The sequence below is a fragment of the Simplicispira hankyongi genome (assembly GCF_003570885.1).
Classification (GTDB): domain Bacteria; phylum Pseudomonadota; class Gammaproteobacteria; order Burkholderiales; family Burkholderiaceae_C; genus Simplicispira; species Simplicispira hankyongi.
Genome location: NZ_QXJC01000004.1, coordinates 24499 through 42672 on the forward strand (window position 1 = coordinate 24499; position 18174 = coordinate 42672).

Consider the following 18174-nt stretch of genomic DNA (forward strand, 5'->3'; position numbering starts at 1 on the left):
CATTTATGCCATGCGAAGCACAGGCGATGGTTGCAGCAGCTGAACGCTGAAATCTGGCTCATAAGGTGGCACATGGCATTCGACAATGTCGGTCGGCGCAACCTCCAAGCGCAGTCCCACCACGTCAGCGTGCAGTGGCAGCGTGGTCACGCAGCGGTCGGCCAGTACGGCAATACGGATCGCCACTGGACGCTTGAGGGTCAGCCAGTCCACCACTTTCAGTACGGAATGGCCGGTGTACAGCACATCATCCACCACGAGCAAGATGTGGTGGCTCAGGTCGAGCGCCGCATGGCGCGGGTCTTCGCCCAACTGCGTATCGGGAAACAGCAGCGTGAGGTCGTCGGCATAACGCTTGACCGACAGATCCAGCCGCAGTGGAGGAGCCAGGCCATGGTGCAGCACCAGGCGCTGGGTCAGGCGGTCGGCCAGCGGCGCGCCCCTGCGCAACACCCCCACCAGCGCCACCCGGTCGTGGCCCTGCAGCAGGCTTACCGCCTGCTGCGCCATGCGGTCCATCACGGCATCAAGGCTGGCCGTGTCATAGAGACAAGTTCGAGAACCTGAGACGGTGTTCATAGCAAATCATGGAATATGACAAGTCTTGTCGGTGCCGTCGCGCGCATCATTCAGGCGTGGGCAGGTGTCCCAAGAACCACTCAGCGGCGAGGGCCGCCACACTCTCCAGTGCTCCGGATTCTTCGAACAGATGGCCGGCCCCAGGAACCACTTCCAGGCGTTTGGCGCACCGCAGCTGACGCAGCGCCGACCGGTTAAGTTCCAGCACCTCCGTGTCATCTCCCCCCACGATCAGCAGTGTTGGTGCTTGCACCCGCGACAGGTAACCTTGGGCCAGATCGGGGCGTCCGCCGCGGCAAACCACCGCAGCGATAGCCTGAGGCCACTTCGCTGCTGCCACCAAAGCGGCCGCCGCACCCGTGCTGGCGCCAAAGAGACACAACGGCAGGCTCCCGAGGTCCTGGCGTTGGCTGGCCCACTGCATGGCCTGCTCCATCCGTTGGCCGAGCAGCGGGACGTCAAAGACCTTTCGCCGATCCTGCGCTTCGTCTGGGGTCAGCAGGTCGAACAGCAAAGTGGCCATACCTTCCCGCTGCAGCATGCGGGCCACCCAGCGGTTGCGCTCGCTCAGGCGGCTGCTGCCGCTGCCATGCGCGAACAGCACCAACGCACGGGCCTGGGTCGGAACGGCCAGATCGCCCTGGAGCGAACTCTCCTGCAGAACCACGGGCTCAATGGCGACCGTCATGCCATATCTCCCGCCTGCCCGCCGCAAGCCACCCCATGTCCGGCGGGTGCTTGGGTGACAGGGCGCTGGCGGTCAGGCCGTTGGTGCGCGCCCCTGTTCTCGAACCAATGCTCCAGTTTCACCGACTTGGCCGCGAGGACACCGGAGTCGGCGATCTGCGGCCAGCCATGGTCGCGGTCCAGGATCACGGTGCGTCCACGCGGGCCAAGCGCCACCTGCGTGGCCTCGGCCAAGGCATCGAGACCGCAGCGAATCCTGCCGTGGACCTCATCGCGAAAGAACAGTTGGTTGGCGGTCATGGGCTATCTCCTCGCCGAAGGCACGTAGCTTGAATCAGGGTCGATTTTTGTCCGATTTGGGCGCCGTCCATTGAGCATGCGCAACCGTTGCAGGAACCGCGCGCGATGGGTTGCGGTCATGGGCCCAACGCAGCAATGCCGCACCCTGAGCCAATATGCCGCAGCGCGTGGCCATGTCCGGCGCGAGCTTGGCTGCCTTGGCTGATCGTCGGCGGCGCCGACCGGCAGCGGGCCGCCGAGGGGCATCGCCCTCCATGGCATGGCAGATCGTTGTCCATTTCATGGGACAAGACCGTATCCGGTGCAGATGGCTTTGGTGGCTTCGATTGAGCGGACTCAATGGGTCGGCCTCGGTCGTCAATAAGCTGTTTCGAGACGCGCGGTGCTTCCTGTTTCCAAACGGGGCTCCGTCCATCGCCTTTACAAGGAGAGAGCCATGCAAGCCGGCAAGGAAACAGAACTCTGGATGTTCGAGAAAATGCTGGAGATCCGCCACTTCGAGGAGACCATGGCGACGGTCTACCTGGAGGGCAAATTGCCGCCGCACATTCAGCAAGGGCTGGCATTTGACATCGGTTCAGGCCCGGTGCCGGGCGAGATGCACCTCGCCGCCGGACAGGAGCCGGTCGCGGTGGGCGTGTGCGCGCATCTGACGCAGACCGACACGGTGGTGGGCACGCACCGGCCGCACCACTTTGCCATCGCCAAAGGGGTCTCGCTCAACGCGATGGCGGCGGAGATGTTCGGCAAGGCCACCGGCCTGGGCAAGGGAAAAGGCGGGCACATGCACCTGTTCGATCCGGCCAACCGCTTCAGCTGTAGCGGCATCATCGGGGCCAGCCTTCCGCCAGCCTGCGGCGCCGCGCTGGCGGCGAAGAAGCTGGGAAAGGACTGGGTCGCGGTGGCCTTCTTCGGCGAAGGCGCAGCGAACCAGGGCTCGGTGCACGAGTCGCTCAACCTCGCGGCCTTGTGGAAGCTGCCGGTGGTCTTTGTCTGCGAGGACAACAAGTGGGCGATCTCGGTGCCCAAGAGCAGCGCCACCTCGATTGAGTGGGTGGCCGACCGGGCGGCGGGCTACGGCATGCCGGGCATCAAGGTGGCGAGCAACGATGCGATGGCGGTGTATGAGGCTGCCGGGCCGGCTGTGGCGCGCGCTCGCCGGGGGGAAGGGCCCAGCCTGATCGAGGTCAAGACCGACCGCTACTTTGGCCACTTCCAGGGCGACGCCGAGGTCTACCGCCCGAAGGACGAGGTGGCGGGCCTGCGCAAGAACGACCCCATTCCCCGGATGGCGGGCTTCCTGAAAAAGCAGGGCCACATGGACGATGCCGAGGAGGCCCGGCTGAGGGCCCTGACGCAGCGCCGCGTGGCAGAGGCGTTCGAGTTTGCGCGCAACAGCCCTTACCCCGAGCCGCTGGATGCGCTGCAGGACGTTTTCGCCTGACCCGGTACCGAACGAACAGGAGCACGACATGAGCAACACCCGCAAGCTCACCATGGCCCAGGCGATTGCCGAGGCCATCGGCCAGGAAATGCAGCGCGATGACGCAGTCTTCGTGATGGGCGAGGACATCGGCAAGTACGGCGGCATCTTTGGCGCTACCGGCGGCCTGCTGGAGCGCTTTGGCGCTGGCCGCATCATGGATACGCCAATTTCCGAGACGGCCTTCATCGGCACCGCCACCGGCGCCGCCGCCGCGGGCCTGCGGCCGATTGCCGAACTGATGTTCGTGGATTTCTTCGGCGTTTGCATGGACCAGATCTACAACCACCTGGCCAAGAACACCTACATGGCGGGCGGCCACATCAAGCTGCCGGTGGTGCTGACCACGGCCATCGGCGGCGGCTACAACGACGCGGCGCAGCACTCGCAGTGCCTCTACGCCACCTTCGCCCACATGCCGGGCCTGAAGGTGGTGGTGCCGTCCAACGCCTACGACGCCAAAGGTCTCATGATCCAGGCCATCCGCGACGACAACCCGGTCCTCTTCATGTACCACAAAGGGATCATGGGCCTGCCGTGGATGGCGTATTTCGAGGGCAGCAGCAACGAGGTGCCCGAAGCCGCCTACACCATTGCGTTCGGCCAGGCGCGCATTGCACGCGAGGGCCGCGACATCACCATCGTCACCCTCAGCCAGATGGTGCAGAAGGCGCTGCTGGCGGCGGAAGAACTGGCCGCAGAGGGCGTTAGCGTGGAGGTAATCGACCTGCGCACGCTGGTTCCGCTGGACCGGGAGTCGGTGCTGCGCTCAGTGCGCAAGACCGGCCGCCTGCTGGTGGCCGACGAGGACTACCTGGGCTTCGGTCTCACCGGGGAAATCGCCGCCATCGTGGCGGAAAACCTCGATACGGTGCCACTGCGGGCTCCAGTGAAACGGATCGCCGTGCCGAATGTGCCAATCCCCTACAGCCGCCCGTTGGAGCGCCATGTGATCCCTCAGGTGGACAGCTTGGTGGCGGCGGTGCGTGCGGTGATGGCGGCCTCGCTGCAGCAACCGGTGGAAGCGTGATGAACATCACCTTGCCGGAGGCGGCATGGGAAGGCGTCGAGGCGTCGGTTGAGGCCCTTGTGGACCGCTGGCTGGTGCAGGAAGGCGAGCCGGTCCGCCAGGGCCAGCCGCTGGCCAGCGCAGTGCTGGTCAAGACCAGCTTGGAAATTGCAGCGCCCGCAGACGGCCGCGTGACCCGCATCCTGGTGCCGGCGGGCCAGACCTTCCGCCGAGGTCAGCCTGTGGCTACGCTGGAGCCAGGGCCATAGACAGCGCCACAGCGCCGCCCCGGTGGAAGGGCTGGAGCCGCCAGCCGCTGGAGCGACCGAAGCCTCGCTGGCGCCACCGTTCAGGCGCGCGGACTGATGCACACGAGAGAGAGGGAGGGAAGGAGGGAGGAAGCTTTCATGGCCGCAGCGCATGGCGCATGCGGCGAAGTGGCCATTACCCCCCACACACCCGCAGCACCTCCGCTCCATACGCCTCCAGCTTCTTCGCTCCCATGCCGCTGATCCCCTGCAAATCCGCGAGCGTCGCCGGGCAGCGCTCGGCAATCGCCGCCAGCGTGGCGTCGTGGAAGATGACGTAGGCGGGCAGGCCATGCTCGCGCGCCACTTCGGCGCGCCAGGCCTTGAGGTTGATGAAGCGCACCTGGGCGGCCTGGTCCAGCGAGGCGGCGGCCGGCGGCAGGGTGCCGGCGGGGCTGCGGCGGCGTTTGCGCTCGCCAGGGGCGGCGGCGACGGTTTCGCGCAGGCGCACGGGCACTTCGCCGCGCAGCACGGAGCGTGACGCATCGGTCAGCGCCAGGGTGTCAAAGCTGTGGCCGTTGTCCATTTGCACTTTTTGGAGTCCGACCGCCCCAGTGGCAACGAGCTGGCGCAGCACGCCGCGCAGTTGCTGTTCCGATAAATCGGCGCCCAACCCAAAGGTGCTGAGCTTGTCGTGGCCGAACTGGGTGACCTTGTCGGTGGGTTTGCCGCGCAGCACGTCCATCAAGTGCCCTGCGCCAAAACCAATGTGGCTGGCTTGCTGGACCCGGTAGATGGTCGAGAGCAGTTTGCGGGCCGCGTCGGTCGCATCCCACACCGCAGGGGGCGTCAAACAGTTGTCGCAATTGCCGCACGGCGTGGAGGCTTCGCCAAAGTACGCCAGCAGCCGCACGCGCCGGCAGTCGGTCGCCTCCGCCAGCGCCAGCAGGGCGTCAAGCTTGCCGCGCAGCCCGGCTTTGAATTCCTCGCCCGCCGGGCTCTCGTCGATCATGCGGCGCTGGTTCACCACGTCGGCGAGGCCGTAGGCCATCCAGGCGTCGGCGGGCAGGCCGTCGCGGCCGGCGCGGCCGGTTTCCTGGTAATAGCCCTCGATGTTCTTGGGCATGTCCACGTGCGCCACGAAGCGCACGTCGGGCTTGTCGATGCCCATGCCAAAGGCAATGGTGGCCACCATGACGATGCCTTCTTCGCGCAGAAAGCGGTCCTGGTGCTTTTTGCGCACCGCACCGTCCAGCCCTGCGTGGTAAGGCAGGGCGTTGATACCCGCGCCGGCCAGCGTGGCGGCCAGCTCGTCCACGCGCTTGCGCGACTGGCAATACACCACGCCCGCTTCGCCCGCGTGCTCGCGCTCGATGAAGCGCAGCAGTTGGGTGGTGACGTCTTTCTTTTCTTCAATGCGGTAGCGGATATTGGGGCGATCAAAGCTGCTGATGAAAAGGCGCGCCTCTTGCAACTGCAGCCGCTCGACGATGTCTTCGCGGGTGAGCGCGTCGGCCGTGGCGGTCAGCGCAATGCGCGGCACGCCAGGAAAGCGCTGGTGCAGCACGGTGAGCGCGCGGTATTCGGGCCGGAAGTCGTGGCCCCACTGGCTCACGCAGTGCGCCTCGTCGATGGCGAACAGGCTCAGCTTGCCCTGCGCGTACAGGTCGTCCAGCAGGCCCAGAAAGCGCGGCGTGTTCAGCCGCTCGGGCGCGGCGTACAGCAGGGTGATGCCGCCGGTCTGCAGGCGCAGTTCCACATCTTGCGCTTCGTCGTAGCCGAGGCTGGAGTTGAGGAAGGCGGCATCGACCCCGGCCTCGTGCAGCGCGCCGACCTGGTCGTGCATCAGCGCGATCAGTGGCGAGACGACGATGGCCACGCCGCGGCCCTGCTGCTGGCGCACGATGGCCGGCACCTGGTAGCACAGGCTTTTGCCGCCGCCCGTGGGCATGAGCACCAGCGCGTCGCCGCCACCAATCACATGGTCAACGATGGCTTCCTGCGGGCCACGAAAGGCTTCGTAGCCAAAGACTTCTTTCAGGATGGAATACGCGGCAGACAAACGGTTTGCTCTTTGATTGATAGCTGATAGCGCTTACTGGATAAGCGCTAGAGGCCGATTTTATATAAAAATTCAGTCCAAGCGCCCAGGCCCAGCGCACGGCTGGCGCCCCCGATTATCGGCAGACGGTGTGGGTCCGATACAAAGCGAAATAAACCGAAACCGCCCCGAGATGACGCGCGGCCGGCCACTGCGCACCATCGGTCCTTCGATTCACACCCTGATTGAAGAGGACATCGCGATGAAACCCTGGATCAAGAGAACCCTGTTCGGCATGCTCGGCGCCTCGCTGCTGGTGGGCGGCCTGTCGGCCTGCTCCAGCGGACACGGCTGGCACCGCGGCCCCATGGACGAGCAAAGCCTCACCGAGATGCGCGGCAAGGCGCTTGAGCGTGTTGGCAGCAAGCTCGAACTGGACGCCGCGCAAAAGCAAAGGCTCGAACACCTGGCCGACGCGCTGCAGGCCCAGCGCAAGGCCTTCATGGGCGATGCCACCAACCCGCGCGAGGCGCTGCAGGCCCTGGTGACAGGGGCCACATTCGACCGCGCGGGCGCGCAGGCGCTGGTGGACGCCAAGGTGCGCGCCGTGCAGGCCGGCAGCCCCGAGGTGATTGCCGCCATGGGCGACTTCTACGACAGTTTGAAGCCCGAGCAGCAAGCCCAGGTGCGCGACATGATGAGCAAGCGCCGCGGCTGGATGCGCCACCGGGGCTGAGGCAACGCCATGCCTGCGCATCACACCAGCCTGCAGCGCCTGACGCAGGGCCTGCGCGAAGTCGGCCCCGCCTTGTTCAATGGGGTGCCCCAGCCGCATGAGGAGCTGCTGGCCCTCGTCTGGGGGCCGCGCTTTGACCGCGTGCATGCGCTGGGGCTGGCGGCGCACCAGCCCGAACAGGCGGCACGCACGCTGCCGGCGCTGCTGTCGGCGGCGGATTGCTTCGACACGCTGGCGGCACAAAGCCAGCGGCGCCTGCGCAGCCTGATCCTGCGCCACCACCGGCTTTACGCTTGATCTGGGAATGGAATGGTTCCACGATGAAGCGAGAATTCACGCACCATGCACCGCATCCTGCTCATCGACGACGACGAACAGCTCGGCCCGCCGCTGGCCACCTACTTCCAGCGCTACGAGCTGAAACTGGTGCAGGCGCTGCGGCCAAGCGAAGGCCTGGCGCTGCTGGAAGGTCCGGGTCAAGGGGGTTTTGACGCCGCCATCCTCGACGTGATGCTGCCCGAGATGGACGGCTTCGAGCTGTGCCGCAGCATTCGGCGAACCAGCGACATCCCTCTCATCATGCTCACCGCGCGCGGCGAGGTGATGGACCGCGTGGTCGGCCTCGAACTCGGCGCCGACGACTATTTGCCCAAGCCCTTTGAGCCGCGCGAACTCGTCGCCCGCCTGCAAACCGTGCTGCGCCGCATGAAGCCGGCCGGGCCGGGCGATGCACAAGAGGCACAGGGCGTGCTGGAATTCGAGGGCCTGCGCATTGACCCCGCGCGCCGCAGCGTGCAATGCCTGGGCCGCGAGGTGGAGCTGACCGGCACCGAATTCGATCTGCTGCACCTGCTCGCACAGAGTGCCGGGCGGGTGCTGAGCCGCGACGACATCCTCAACCAGTTGCGCGGCCACGAGGCCGAGCTGTACACCCGCGCGGTGGACATCGTGGTCAGCCGCTTGCGCAAGAAGCTCGAGCCGCTGGACGCCATCAAAACGCTGCGCAACGCCGGTTACACGCTGGCCCTGCGCCGGCTGCCGACATGAGGCGGCGGGAGGCAGGGCGGCACGCGCGGCGGCATGCGGGCCGGGCGCCCTGGCACCGCCGGGCACGCCAGGCCGTGCATCGGTCGCTGCGCCTGCACCTGGTACTGGTGTTTGTGGCGCTGGCGCTGGCCATGGCCGTCACCTTCATCGGCGGCGTGCAAAAGGCCGTGGCGGTCGGCTGGCGCGAGGCGGCCCGCCCGCTGCTGATCGACTACGTGGACCACCTGGCGCGCGAAGTGGGCAGCCCGCCCAGCATCGCGCGCGCCCAGGCCATCACCGCGCGCCTGCCGATCACGCTGCGCATCTCGGGACCACAGGTGAACTGGGACTCGCAGCCCAGCGCGGCCGGCCAAGGCCTGCCGCCGCCCGGCTGGGCGCGCGAGCCGGCCCTGCGCCATGGTGGCGATGGCGAAAACCTGCTGGTGCGCACCACCCCGGACGGCCACCGGCTGGAGTTTGGCCTGAACATGCAGATTTGGCAGCAGCGCCCGCGCATCGCCTGGATCACACTCGCCGCGCTGCTGCTGCTCACCGCGCTGGCTTACCTGTATGTGCGCCGCCTGCTGCGCCCGCTCGACGAGATCCGTGCCGGCGCCGAGCGCTTTGGCGCGGGCCGCTTCGAACAGCCCATCCCGGTGCGCTGCGCGAACAAGCCCGACGAACTGGGCCAACTGGCTGCCACCATCAACACCATGGGCAGCGACATCCACCAGATGCTCGACGCCAAGCGCGCCCTGCTGCTGGCCATGAGCCACGAACTGCGCAGCCCGCTGACGCGCGCCCGCCTGAACGCCGAGCTGCTGCCCGACGCCACAGGCGCCGACGCCCCGCGCCAGGCCCTGCTGCGCGATCTGGGCGAGATGGCACGCCTTATCACCGATCTGCTGGAAAGCGAGCGCCTGGCCGGCAGCCATGCCGCGTTGCACCGCGAGCCGGTGGACCTGGTGGACCTGGCCCATGAGGTGGTTGCCGAACTGGGCAACCGCCATGCCGGAGCGGCAGCCATCCGCATGCAGGCACCGTCGGCGCTGCCGGTGTTGGCCCTGGACCGCGCCCGCATGCGCCTGCTGCTGCGCAACCTGCTGGACAACGCCTTGCGCCACAGCCACCATTTCGGCCAGAACCCTGGCGACAGCGCCACGCTGCCACCCGAGCTGCACCTGCGTGTGCAAGGCACGGAGCTGGAAATCGAAGTGCGCGACCACGGCCCCGGCGTGCCGCCAGAACATCTGGCGCAGTTGGCCCAGGCCTTCTACCGCCCCGACAGCGCCCGCCAGCGCGCCACCGGCGGCGTGGGGCTGGGGTTGTATCTGTGCCGCCTGGTGGCGCAGGCGCACGGCGGGCGGCTGGAGCTGCGCAATGCCGGGCCAGGGCTGGCGGTGCGGGTGGTGCTGCCGGTGCAAAGTGTCGTGAGTTGGAAGTAGGTTGAAAAAGTAAAGCTGTCGAAATCGTCGTCAGGCAAGGCGGCGATTCTCGGCAGCTTTCTGAAACGAACTTTCAACTCACGACACTAGGGCGTAGCGCCACCCTGCCGGGGATTCCGAGGGTTGACAGCCAGATCCAGATTCGACTAACCTGTATAGACAAGCAAACGCCGCCATGACCCTCGCCCGCTCGTCCCGCGCCTCCACCACCGTCCGCAGCCAGACCAGCGCGCCTGCTGCCGCGCCCACGCTGGCGCTGTACGAGCAGGTCAAGGATTTCATCGTGCGCAAAGTGCAGCAAGGTGTTTGGCGGGCCGGCGACCGGCTGCCTTCCGAGCATGAACTGGTGGCACAGTTCGGTATTTCGCGCATGACGGTCAACCGCGCCCTGCGCGATCTGGTGGCCGAAGGCCGCATCGTTCGCATCGCCGGCGTGGGCAGCTTTGTGGCCGAAGACAAGCCCCAATCCACCCTGCTGCAGATTGCCAATCTGGCCAGCGAAATCCGCCAGCGTGGGCACGCCTACCGCTGCGATGTGCTGACCGTAGAGCGCACCGGCGCCACGCGGGGGGTGGCGACGGCGCTGGACGTGCGCAAGGGCACGCCCGTGTTTCACACCCTGTGCCTGCACCGCGAAAACGGCGTCCCGGTGCAGCTTGAAGACCGGCATGTCAACCCTCGGCTGGCGCCGGGCTTCATCGCCCAGGACTTTGAAGCGACGCCCCCCTCTGAATACCTGGTACGCAACGTGCCCTTCGACCAGATGGAGCACATGGTCGACGCCGTGCTGCCCACCCCTGAACAGGCCGCTTTGCTCGAAATGCCCGCCACCGAGCCTTGCCTGCTGCTCACGCGGCGCACCTGGTCGCGCGGCGTTCCCGTCACTGTGGTGCACTGCCTGCACCCGGCCTCACGCTACCGCCTGGGCAGCCGCTTTCGCACCGACGGCAACCCCGTGGCCGCATAGGCCACACCCCTATTTTTTTGACGGTTACTTGTATAGACAGGATGATTGCCATGCCCGCTACCAACACCCTCACCTTGCACCCCGGCAAAGTCACGCTAGCCGAGCTGCGCCGTATCCATGCCGCGCCGCTGCCTCTGCGCCTGGACCCAGTGGCGCGCGCGGGCATGCAGGCGGCGCACACCACAGTGCAGCGCATCGTCGACGAAGACCTGGTGGTCTACGGCATCAACACCGGTTTCGGCAAGCTCGCCAGCACGAAGATCGCCCACGAGCGCCTGGCCGAGCTGCAGCGCAACCTGGTGCTCTCGCACAGCGTGGGCACGGGCGATGCCCTGCCCGATGCTGTGGTGCGCCTCATCCTGGCGACCAAGGCCATCAGTCTGGCGCGCGGGCATTCGGGCATACGCCCTGAAATCGCCGAGGCCCTGCTGGCGCTGGCCAACGCCAATGTGTTGCCCGTCATCCCCGCCAAGGGCTCGGTGGGCGCCTCGGGCGACCTGGCGCCCCTGGCGCACCTGGCCTGCGTGCTGATTGGCGAAGGCCAGGCCAAGCTCAATGACAAGATCGTTTCCGGCAAGGACGCCATGGCGGCCGTGGGCTTGGAGCCCTTCGTGCTCGGCCCCAAGGAAGGGCTGGCGCTGCTCAATGGCACGCAGGCGTCCACCGCGCTGGCGCTCGCCGGGCTGTTTGGCGCGGAGGACGTGTTCGCCGCGGCCCTGGTGGCCGGTTGCCTGTCGCTCGAAGCCATCAAGGGCTCGGTGAAGCCCTTTGACGCCCGCATCCACGAAGCGCGCGGCCAAGTGGGTCAAATAGCGGTCGCTGCAGTGGTGCGTGCATTGCTGGACGGCAGCGCCATCGACCCCTCGCACCCGCACTGCGGCCGTGTGCAGGACCCGTATTCGATCCGCTGCGTGCCGCAGGTGATGGGCGCCTGCCTGGACAACCTGCAGCATGCCGCACGCGTGCTGACCATTGAAGCGAATGCGGCGTCCGACAACCCGCTGGTGTTCAGCAATGGCGATGTGATCTCTGGCGGCAACTTCCACGCCGAGCCGGTCGCCTTTGTGGCCGACATCATTGCGCTGGCCGTGGCCGAAATCGGCGCCATCTCGGAGCGGCGCCTGTCCTTGCTGCTGGACCCAGGCCTCTCGGGCCTGCCGGCCTTCCTCATCCTGGAGAGCGGCGTCAACTCCGGTTTCATGATTGCCCAGGTCACCGCCGCTGCCCTGGCGGCCGAAAACCAATGCCTGGCCAACCCCAGCAGCGTGACCAGCCTGCCCACCTCGGCCAACCAGGAAGACCATGTGTCCATGGCCACCTATGGCGCGCGGCGCCTCGCCGACATGGTGCGCAATACGGCCGTGGTAGTCGGCATCGAGGCCATGGCGGCCGCACAAGGCATGGAATTTGATCGCTCGCTCAAGAGTTCACCCCTCATCGAAGCCCAGTTCGCCGCGATCCGCGAGCGTGTGGCCTACCTGGAGCAGGACCGTTTCCTCGCACCCGACATCGAGTCCATGCGCGAATGGGCGCAGCAGTCCACCTGGCCTGCACCGTTGCTGCACTGCCTGCCCAGCCACGCCTGAACCCAATACCCCAAGGAGCCCCCCATGAACGCCAACGACGCCATCCTCTCCGCAACGTCCAACGCCCCCCGCTTTGACGCCAGCCGCGTGATCCGCGCGCCGCGCGGCACCCAGTTGCATTGCAAAAACTGGCTCATCGAGGCCGCCTACCGCATGATCCAGAACAACCTGGACCCCGAGGTGGCAGAGCGCCCGCAGGATCTCGTGGTCTACGGCGGCATTGGCCGCGCCGCGCGCAACTGGGAGTGCTTCGACCAAATCCTCGCCTCGCTCAAAGACCTCAACAGCGACGAAACCCTGCTGGTCCAGTCGGGCAAGCCGGTGGGCGTTTTCAAGACGCACGAGAACGCGCCGCGCGTGCTGATCGCCAACTCCAACCTGGTGCCCAAGTGGGCGAACTGGGAGCATTTCAATGAACTCGACCGCAAGGGCCTGTTCATGTACGGCCAGATGACGGCCGGCAGCTGGATCTACATCGGCAGCCAGGGCATCGTGCAGGGCACCTTCGAGACCTTTGTCGAGGCGGGCCGACAGCATTACGACAACAACCTGGCAGGCAAGTGGATTCTCACCGCCGGCCTGGGCGGCATGGGCGGCGCGCAGCCGCTGGCCGCCACGCTGGCCGGTGCCTGCTCGCTGACCATCGAATGCCAGCAAAGCAGCATCGACTTTCGCCTGCGCACCCGCTATGTGGACAAGCAGGCGCGCGACATCGACCATGCGCTGGCACTCATCGCACAGCACACGGCGGCCAAGGAGGCTGTCTCCATTGCCTTGCTGGGCAATGCGGCCGACACCGTTCCCGAACTGGTGCGCCGCGCCCAGGCGGGCGGCATGCGCCCCGACCTGGTGACCGACCAGACCTCTGCGCACGACCTCATCAACGGCTACCTGCCCAGCGGCTGGAGCGTGGCAGAGTGGCGCGCCGCGCAAAAAGACCCCGCACAGCACGCCGCGCTGACCAAAGCGGCCTCCCAATCCTGCGCCGTGCACGTGCAGGCCATGCTGGACTTCCAGGCCATGGGCATTCCCACCGTGGACTACGGCAACAACATCCGCCAGGTGGCGTTCGATGCGGGCGTGAAAAACGCCTTCGATTTCCCCGGCTTCGTGCCCGCCTACATCCGTCCGCTGTTCTGCGAAGGCAAGGGGCCGTTTCGCTGGGTGGCGCTCTCGGGCGACCCGGAGGACATCGACAAGACCGACGCCAAGCTCAAGGCGCTGTTCCCGCACAACAAGCCGCTGCACCGCTGGCTCGACATGGCGCGTGAGCGCATCGCCTTCCAGGGCCTGCCGGCGCGCATCTGCTGGCTGGGTCTGGGCGAGCGCGACAAGGCGGGCCTGGCCTTCAACGAGATGGTGAAAAGCGGTGAGCTCAAGGCCCCCATCGTGATCGGCCGTGACCACCTCGATACCGGCTCGGTCGCCAGCCCCAACCGCGAGACCGAGGGAATGCGCGACGGCACCGACGCCGTGAGCGACTGGCCGCTGCTCAACGCGCTGCTCAACACCGCCGGCGGCGCCACCTGGGTCAGCCTGCACCACGGCGGCGGCGTGGGCATGGGCTACTCGCAGCACGCGGGCATGGTCATCGTCGCCGACGGCACCGATGCGGCAGCCGAGCGCCTGGCGCGCGTGCTGGTCAACGACTGCGGCAGCGGCGTGATGCGCCATGCGGACGCCGGCTACGAACTGGCGGTGGAGACGGCGAAGCGGCAGGGGCTGAAGCTCCCCATGGTGAAGGAACCCGGCCATGCAGCGCTTTGACCTGACCACCATCGCCCCCACGCCGTGGAAAAACGGCGGCGGCGCCACCCGCGAACTCGCCTGCTGGCCGGCCGGCGCCGACATGGAGCAGTTCGATTGGCGGGTGAGCGTGGCCACGATTGCACAGAGCGGACCGTTCTCGCGCTTTGCCGGGGTGGACCGGATCATCACGCTGCTCACGGGCGATGGCGTGCACCTGCGCCAGCCGGGCACCGGCATCGACCACCGTTTGGACCAGCCGCTGCAACCCTTTGCCTTTGCAGGCGATGGCGGCATGGAGTGCGACTTGCTGGGCGGCACGTCCACCGACTTCAACCTGATGACGCGCCGGGGCCGCTGGCAGGGTGCGGTGCAGGTGCTGCGCGGTCCGGCGGTGTTGCCGGCACGGCCAGCCGGCCTGTTGCTGGCGGTCCAGGGCCGCTGGACCGTGGCGCCCGCTGCGCCGGGCGAGTCGCTGGAGCTGGCGCCGCATACCGGCCTGTGGTGGGCCGATGGGGATTGCGGCTGGCACGCCGCGCCGCATGCCAGCGGGCCGGACCACGTACTCCTGCACGTGCGATTGGAGCCCGATGCGCGCCCAGCAATGCAGGCCATGGGGTCGAACCACGCTTTCGCGCAGCAAAACCCGTGCGCTGACCCCATTGCCGGAAACGCGGGCGCAGCCGCAGCGAGGCAGAAATATATATAAAAATAGCCTTTAGCGCTTATGCAGTAAGCGCGAGTAGCTATCAAAACAATATCAAAAGCTCCGTATGGAACCCAATGCCACCTCCGCCGACGGTGTCTGGCGCAACCTGCGCCCGATACCCGAACTCACCGCCTGCGATAGGGCGCTGCCCGCCGGGGAACTGGCCGCGCTGGTGGTGCAAGGCGGCCTGCTGCGCTGGGCGGGCCCCACGGGCGCCGTCCCCGCCGCCTACGCCGCGCTGCCGCAGTGGGACGGCGGCGGCGCCCTGGCCATGCCCGGCCTGGTGGACTGCCACACCCATCTCGTCTACGGCGGCCAGCGGGCCCATGAGTTCGCCATGCGCCTGGCCGGCGCCACGTACGAGGAAGTGGCCATGGCCGGAGGCGGCATCGCCTCGTCCGTGCGCGCGACGCGCGAGGCGTCGGAAGACGAACTCTTTGCCCTGGCCGAGCAGCGCCTGCAGGCGCTGCTGGCCGAGGGCGTGTGCGCCATCGAGATCAAGTCCGGCTACGGCCTGGCGCTGGCGCACGAACGCAAGCAGCTGCGCGTCGCCCGGCGGCTGGGCGAAGTGTATGGCGTGACGGTGCGCACCACCTTCCTCGGCGCGCACGCGCTGCCGCCCGAATACGCCGGCCAGCCTGGTGGCAGCCAGGACTACATCGATCGGGTGTGCCATGAGATGCTGCCCGCGCTGGCCGCCGAAGGGCTGGTCGACGCGGTCGATGTGTTCTGCGAACGCATCGCCTTCACGCTGGCCGAGACCGAGCAGGTGTTTCGCGCCGCCCAGGCGCTGGGCCTGCCCGTCAAGCTGCACGCCGAGCAGCTCTCGGACATGGGCGGTGCCACGCTGGCGGCGCGCTACGGCGCGCTGTCGTGCGACCATATCGAGCATCTATCTGCCGAAGGCATCGCCGCCATGAAAGCCGCTGGCACCGTCGCCGTGCTGCTGCCCGGCGCTTACTACACGCTGCGCGATACGCACTTGCCGCCCATTGCGCAACTGCGCGCCGCAGGCGTGCCCATGGCCGTGTCCACCGACCACAACCCCGGCACCTCGCCTTGCCTGAGCCTGCTGCTCATGGCCAACATGGCCTGCACGCTGTTCCGCCTGACGGTGCCCGAGGCGCTGATGGGCATCACCACGCACGCAGCGCGCGCGCTGGGCCTACAGGACACGCATGGCCTGCTGGCCGCCGGCCGCCCGGCCAACTTCGTGCTCTGGCCCTTTGCCGAAGCAGCCGAACTGGCTTACTGGTTCGGTCACCAACCCGCGCGCACCATCGTGCGCCAGGGGCAGGTGGTGCAGGGCGCGACGAGCGTTGCCCCACAAGGAGCGCGCCATGGCGTCTAAACCCGCCGCTGGCGGCCACCTCTTTGCAAACGATGCCCTGCTGCCCAGCGGCTGGGCGCGCCAGGTGCTGCTGCAGTGGGACGCCAGCGGGCGCATCACCCAGGTCAGCGTGGGCGCCGCCCCGCCCGCCGGCGTGCCCGTGGCGCCCGGCCCGCTGCTGCCCGGCATGCCCAACCTGCATTCGCACGCCTTCCAGCGCGCCTTTGCCGGCTTGACCGAATACCGCGCCCCCTATCCCGAGGGTGGCCAGGACAGCTTCTGGAGCTGGCGCCGGCTCATGTACCGCTTTGCCGCCCACATCACGCCCGAGAGCCTGGAGGCGATTGCCACCTGGCTGTACGTGGAAATGCTGGAGGCCGGCTACACCTCGGTGTGCGAGTTCCACTACCTGCACCACGGCCAGGGCGGAAAGCCCTATGCCGACGACACCGCGCTCTCCCTGGCGCTGCTGCGCGCCGCGCGCACGGCGGGCATCGGCATGACACTGCTGCCCGTGCTCTACCAGAGCAGCGGCTTTGGCGGCCAGGCCCCGCGCGCCGACCAGGCTCGGTTCCTGCGCAGCACCGGCAATATGCTCTCTTTATTGGAGCAGCTTGCGACCGCCACACATGCGCAAGGGGCTGTTTTGGGCTTGGCTCCACATTCCTTGCGCGCCGTGCCGCCGGAGAGCTTGCGCGAGGCGGTCGCCGGCATCACCGCGCTGGATGCGCACGCGCCCATCCACCTCCACATCGCCGAGCAGACGCAAGAGGTCGAGGACTGCATCGCCTGGAGCGGCCAGCGCCCGGTGCAGTGGCTGCTGGACCACATGCCCGTAGACGCGCGCTGGTGCCTGGTGCACGCCACGCACATGGCGCCTGCCGAATACGCCGCCGCCGCGCGCACCGGCGCCGTGGCGGGCCTGTGCCCCAGCACCGAGGCCAATTTGGGCGACGGCCTTTTCGATATGCCGCGGTGGCTGCGGCAAGGCGGCGCCTGGGGTCTGGGCTCGGACAGCCACGCCTGCGTCAACGCCGCCGAAGAACTGATGCTGCTTGAATACGGCCAGCGCCTGCACCTGCGCCAGCGCAACGTGCTGGCCAGCAGCGCCCACGCCCAGGTGGCCACCGCCATGACCCTGCAGGCGGTGCGGGGCGGCGCACAGGCGGCCGGGCGCCCGGTGGCCGGCCTTGCGGTTGGCCAGCAGGCCGATATGCTGGCGCTGGACGCGCAGCACGTCGCCCTGGCCGGGCTCGACGCCGAGCGCATGCTCGCCGCCCATGTGTTCGCCAGCCAGCGCGGCAGCGCACTGCACAGCCTGTGGGTGGCTGGCGTGCCCCGCGTGGTGGCCGGCCGGCACCCCCTGCACGACGCGGCCGCGCGCGCCTTCGTTGCCACGCGCCAGGCCCTGTTAGCCGCCGCCTGATTACCGGAGCCCGCCATGACCGACACCCCCGGCGCCCCACCGCCCTTCAGCTTTCACCAAGGCAGCGCGCCGCTGCTCATTTCCATCCCTCACGGCGGCGTGTACCTGCCGCCACCGCTCGCGGACCGCTTGGCTCCCGAGGCGCGCGCGGTGCCCGACACCGACTGGCACCTGGAGCGCCTGTACGCCTTTGCCAAGGACATGGGCGCCTCCCTCCTGGCGGCCACGCATTCGCGCTACGTCATCGACCTGAACCGCCCGCCGGACGGCGCCAGCCTCTACCCCGGCCAGAACGTCACCGGCCTGTGTCCGGTGGATACCTTCGATGAAACCCCGCTCTATGTGCGCGGCGACCTGCCCGATGCCGCCGAAATCGCCGCACGCCGCGAAGCGATATGGGCGCCCTACCACGCGCAGCTGCGCGCCGAACTCGACCGCATCCGCGCGGCGCACGGCGTGGCCATGCTGTGGGACGCGCACTCGATCCGCTCGGTGCTGCCGCGCTTCTTTCAAGGCAAGCTGCCCGACTTCAACCTCGGCACCGCCGACGGCGCCAGTTGCGCCCCGGCGCTGGCGCAGGAACTGCTGCGCATCGCGCAGAGCGCGCCCGGCTATACCGCCGTGCTCAATGGCCGATTCAAGGGCGGCCACATCACGCGCCATTGCGGCGATCCGACGCGGGGCATCCATGCCGTGCAGTTGGAGATGACGCAGTGCAGCTATATGCAGGAGGCGCTGCCGTTTGCCTACCTGCCCGAGCGCGCCGCGCAGGTGCAGCCGCATGTGCGGCGCATGCTGGAGGCGGTGCTGGGTTTTACGGGACGCGCCGCCAGGTGAGGTCTGGTGCCCGGGCGGC

General features: G+C 67.8%; 18 protein-coding genes. 14 read left to right on the forward strand and 4 right to left on the reverse strand.

The window, feature by feature from the left end:
• Positions 1 to 3 precede the first annotated feature (3 nt).
• From D3F03_RS11350 to D3F03_RS11360, 3 genes are read right to left on the reverse strand one after another with little or no spacing between them, the layout of a single operon-like run.
• Entirely contained in the window at positions 4 to 579 is a 576-nt protein-coding gene (locus D3F03_RS11350; protein ID WP_119109543.1) for a bifunctional pyr operon transcriptional regulator/uracil phosphoribosyltransferase PyrR, read from the reverse strand.
• Positions 580 to 625: 46 nt separating this feature from the next.
• Entirely contained in the window at positions 626 to 1267 is a 642-nt protein-coding gene (locus D3F03_RS11355) for a dienelactone hydrolase family protein (protein WP_119109544.1), read from the reverse strand.
• Positions 1264 to 1566 (reverse strand): hypothetical protein, encoded by a 303-nt coding sequence (locus tag D3F03_RS11360; RefSeq protein ID WP_119109545.1) that lies wholly within the window; start codon positions 1564 to 1566, stop codon positions 1264 to 1266. Before D3F03_RS11360 ends, D3F03_RS11355 begins: the two co-directional genes overlap by 4 nt.
• 436 nt (positions 1567 to 2002) lie before the next feature.
• On the opposite strand from D3F03_RS11360, the gene D3F03_RS11365 reads away from it, so the two are divergent.
• Genes D3F03_RS11365 through D3F03_RS11375 form a run of 3 tightly spaced genes read left to right on the forward strand, consistent with a single transcriptional unit; the run spans position 2003 to position 4327 of the window.
• The gene (locus D3F03_RS11365) at positions 2003 to 3010 is read left to right on the forward strand and encodes a thiamine pyrophosphate-dependent dehydrogenase E1 component subunit alpha (protein ID WP_119109546.1); all 1008 of its coding nucleotides are present in this window, start codon (positions 2003 to 2005) and stop codon (positions 3008 to 3010) included.
• Between the two features lie 28 nt (positions 3011 to 3038).
• Complete coding sequence (locus D3F03_RS11370; protein ID WP_119109547.1) at positions 3039 to 4079, forward strand: alpha-ketoacid dehydrogenase subunit beta; 1041 nt, start codon at positions 3039 to 3041, stop codon at positions 4077 to 4079.
• The gene (locus D3F03_RS11375) at positions 4079 to 4327 is read left to right on the forward strand and encodes a lipoyl domain-containing protein (RefSeq protein WP_119109548.1); all 249 of its coding nucleotides are present in this window, start codon (positions 4079 to 4081) and stop codon (positions 4325 to 4327) included. Before D3F03_RS11370 ends, D3F03_RS11375 begins: the two co-directional genes overlap by 1 nt.
• A gap of 175 nt (positions 4328 to 4502) precedes the next feature.
• On the opposite strand, the gene recQ is transcribed toward D3F03_RS11375, so the two are convergent.
• Positions 4503 to 6368, reverse strand: coding sequence for a DNA helicase RecQ (recQ, locus tag D3F03_RS11380; RefSeq protein ID WP_119109549.1), 1866 nt, complete (start codon positions 6366 to 6368; stop codon positions 4503 to 4505).
• A 241-nt stretch (positions 6369 to 6609) separates the two neighbouring features.
• Between recQ and D3F03_RS11385 the strand changes: the two genes are divergently transcribed.
• The 11 genes from D3F03_RS11385 to hutG all read left to right on the forward strand — a co-directional run bounded on the left by D3F03_RS11385 (position 6610) and on the right by hutG (position 18155).
• The gene (locus D3F03_RS11385) at positions 6610 to 7083 is read left to right on the forward strand and encodes a Spy/CpxP family protein refolding chaperone (protein ID WP_119109666.1); all 474 of its coding nucleotides are present in this window, start codon (positions 6610 to 6612) and stop codon (positions 7081 to 7083) included.
• Positions 7084 to 7092: 9 nt separating this feature from the next.
• Positions 7093 to 7380: a hypothetical protein gene (locus D3F03_RS11390; protein WP_119109550.1), complete on the forward strand. Its 288-nt coding sequence runs from the start codon at positions 7093 to 7095 to the stop codon at positions 7378 to 7380.
• Between the two features lie 45 nt (positions 7381 to 7425).
• Positions 7426 to 8130 (forward strand): response regulator transcription factor, encoded by a 705-nt coding sequence (locus tag D3F03_RS11395; protein WP_119109551.1) that lies wholly within the window; start codon positions 7426 to 7428, stop codon positions 8128 to 8130.
• Entirely contained in the window at positions 8127 to 9554 is a 1428-nt protein-coding gene (locus tag D3F03_RS11400) for a sensor histidine kinase (protein ID WP_119109552.1), read from the forward strand. The genes D3F03_RS11395 and D3F03_RS11400 overlap by 4 nt, the downstream gene beginning before the upstream one ends.
• Before the next feature lie 175 nt (positions 9555 to 9729).
• Positions 9730 to 10521, forward strand: a complete 792-nt coding sequence (gene hutC / locus D3F03_RS11405; protein WP_119109553.1) for a histidine utilization transcriptional repressor HutC — start codon at positions 9730 to 9732, stop codon at positions 10519 to 10521.
• 50 nt (positions 10522 to 10571) lie between these two features.
• Positions 10572 to 12107 (forward strand): histidine ammonia-lyase, encoded by a 1536-nt coding sequence (gene hutH, locus D3F03_RS11410; protein WP_425453120.1) that lies wholly within the window; start codon positions 10572 to 10574, stop codon positions 12105 to 12107.
• Between the two features lie 24 nt (positions 12108 to 12131).
• Complete coding sequence (gene hutU, locus D3F03_RS11415; RefSeq protein WP_119109555.1) at positions 12132 to 13874, forward strand: urocanate hydratase; 1743 nt, start codon at positions 12132 to 12134, stop codon at positions 13872 to 13874.
• Positions 13861 to 14562, forward strand: coding sequence for a HutD/Ves family protein (locus D3F03_RS11420; protein WP_119109556.1), 702 nt, complete (start codon positions 13861 to 13863; stop codon positions 14560 to 14562). Before hutU ends, D3F03_RS11420 begins: the two co-directional genes overlap by 14 nt.
• Positions 14563 to 14626: 64 nt before the next feature.
• Positions 14627 to 15913: an imidazolonepropionase gene (gene hutI / locus D3F03_RS11425; RefSeq protein WP_119109557.1), complete on the forward strand. Its 1287-nt coding sequence runs from the start codon at positions 14627 to 14629 to the stop codon at positions 15911 to 15913.
• The gene (locus D3F03_RS11430; protein ID WP_119109558.1) at positions 15903 to 17318 is read left to right on the forward strand and encodes a formimidoylglutamate deiminase; all 1416 of its coding nucleotides are present in this window, start codon (positions 15903 to 15905) and stop codon (positions 17316 to 17318) included. The genes hutI and D3F03_RS11430 overlap by 11 nt, the downstream gene beginning before the upstream one ends.
• A 15-nt stretch (positions 17319 to 17333) precedes the next feature.
• Entirely contained in the window at positions 17334 to 18155 is an 822-nt protein-coding gene (hutG, locus tag D3F03_RS11435) for an N-formylglutamate deformylase (protein ID WP_119109559.1), read from the forward strand.
• Positions 18156 to 18174 lie beyond the last annotated feature (19 nt).

Coding starts and splice junctions, on each gene's coding strand:
- D3F03_RS11355 (WP_119109544.1), bottom strand. CDS start 1,267: ATGACGGTCGCCATTGAGCCCGTGGTTCTGCAGGAGAGTTCGCTCCAG.
- hutU (WP_119109555.1), top strand. CDS start 12,132: ATGAACGCCAACGACGCCATCCTCTCCGCAACGTCCAACGCCCCCCGC.
- hutH (WP_425453120.1), top strand. CDS start 10,572: ATGCCCGCTACCAACACCCTCACCTTGCACCCCGGCAAAGTCACGCTA.
- D3F03_RS11400 (WP_119109552.1), top strand. CDS start 8,127: ATGAGGCGGCGGGAGGCAGGGCGGCACGCGCGGCGGCATGCGGGCCGG.
- D3F03_RS11370 (WP_119109547.1), top strand. CDS start 3,039: ATGAGCAACACCCGCAAGCTCACCATGGCCCAGGCGATTGCCGAGGCC.
- hutC (WP_119109553.1), top strand. CDS start 9,730: ATGACCCTCGCCCGCTCGTCCCGCGCCTCCACCACCGTCCGCAGCCAG.
- D3F03_RS11395 (WP_119109551.1), top strand. CDS start 7,426: ATGCACCGCATCCTGCTCATCGACGACGACGAACAGCTCGGCCCGCCG.
- D3F03_RS11375 (WP_119109548.1), top strand. CDS start 4,079: ATGAACATCACCTTGCCGGAGGCGGCATGGGAAGGCGTCGAGGCGTCG.
- D3F03_RS11390 (WP_119109550.1), top strand. CDS start 7,093: ATGCCTGCGCATCACACCAGCCTGCAGCGCCTGACGCAGGGCCTGCGC.
- hutI (WP_119109557.1), top strand. CDS start 14,627: ATGGAACCCAATGCCACCTCCGCCGACGGTGTCTGGCGCAACCTGCGC.
- D3F03_RS11365 (WP_119109546.1), top strand. CDS start 2,003: ATGCAAGCCGGCAAGGAAACAGAACTCTGGATGTTCGAGAAAATGCTG.
- D3F03_RS11430 (WP_119109558.1), top strand. CDS start 15,903: ATGGCGTCTAAACCCGCCGCTGGCGGCCACCTCTTTGCAAACGATGCC.
- D3F03_RS11385 (WP_119109666.1), top strand. CDS start 6,610: ATGAAACCCTGGATCAAGAGAACCCTGTTCGGCATGCTCGGCGCCTCG.
- D3F03_RS11350 (WP_119109543.1), bottom strand. CDS start 579: ATGAACACCGTCTCAGGTTCTCGAACTTGTCTCTATGACACGGCCAGC.
- D3F03_RS11420 (WP_119109556.1), top strand. CDS start 13,861: ATGCAGCGCTTTGACCTGACCACCATCGCCCCCACGCCGTGGAAAAAC.
- D3F03_RS11360 (WP_119109545.1), bottom strand. CDS start 1,566: ATGACCGCCAACCAACTGTTCTTTCGCGATGAGGTCCACGGCAGGATT.
- hutG (WP_119109559.1), top strand. CDS start 17,334: ATGACCGACACCCCCGGCGCCCCACCGCCCTTCAGCTTTCACCAAGGC.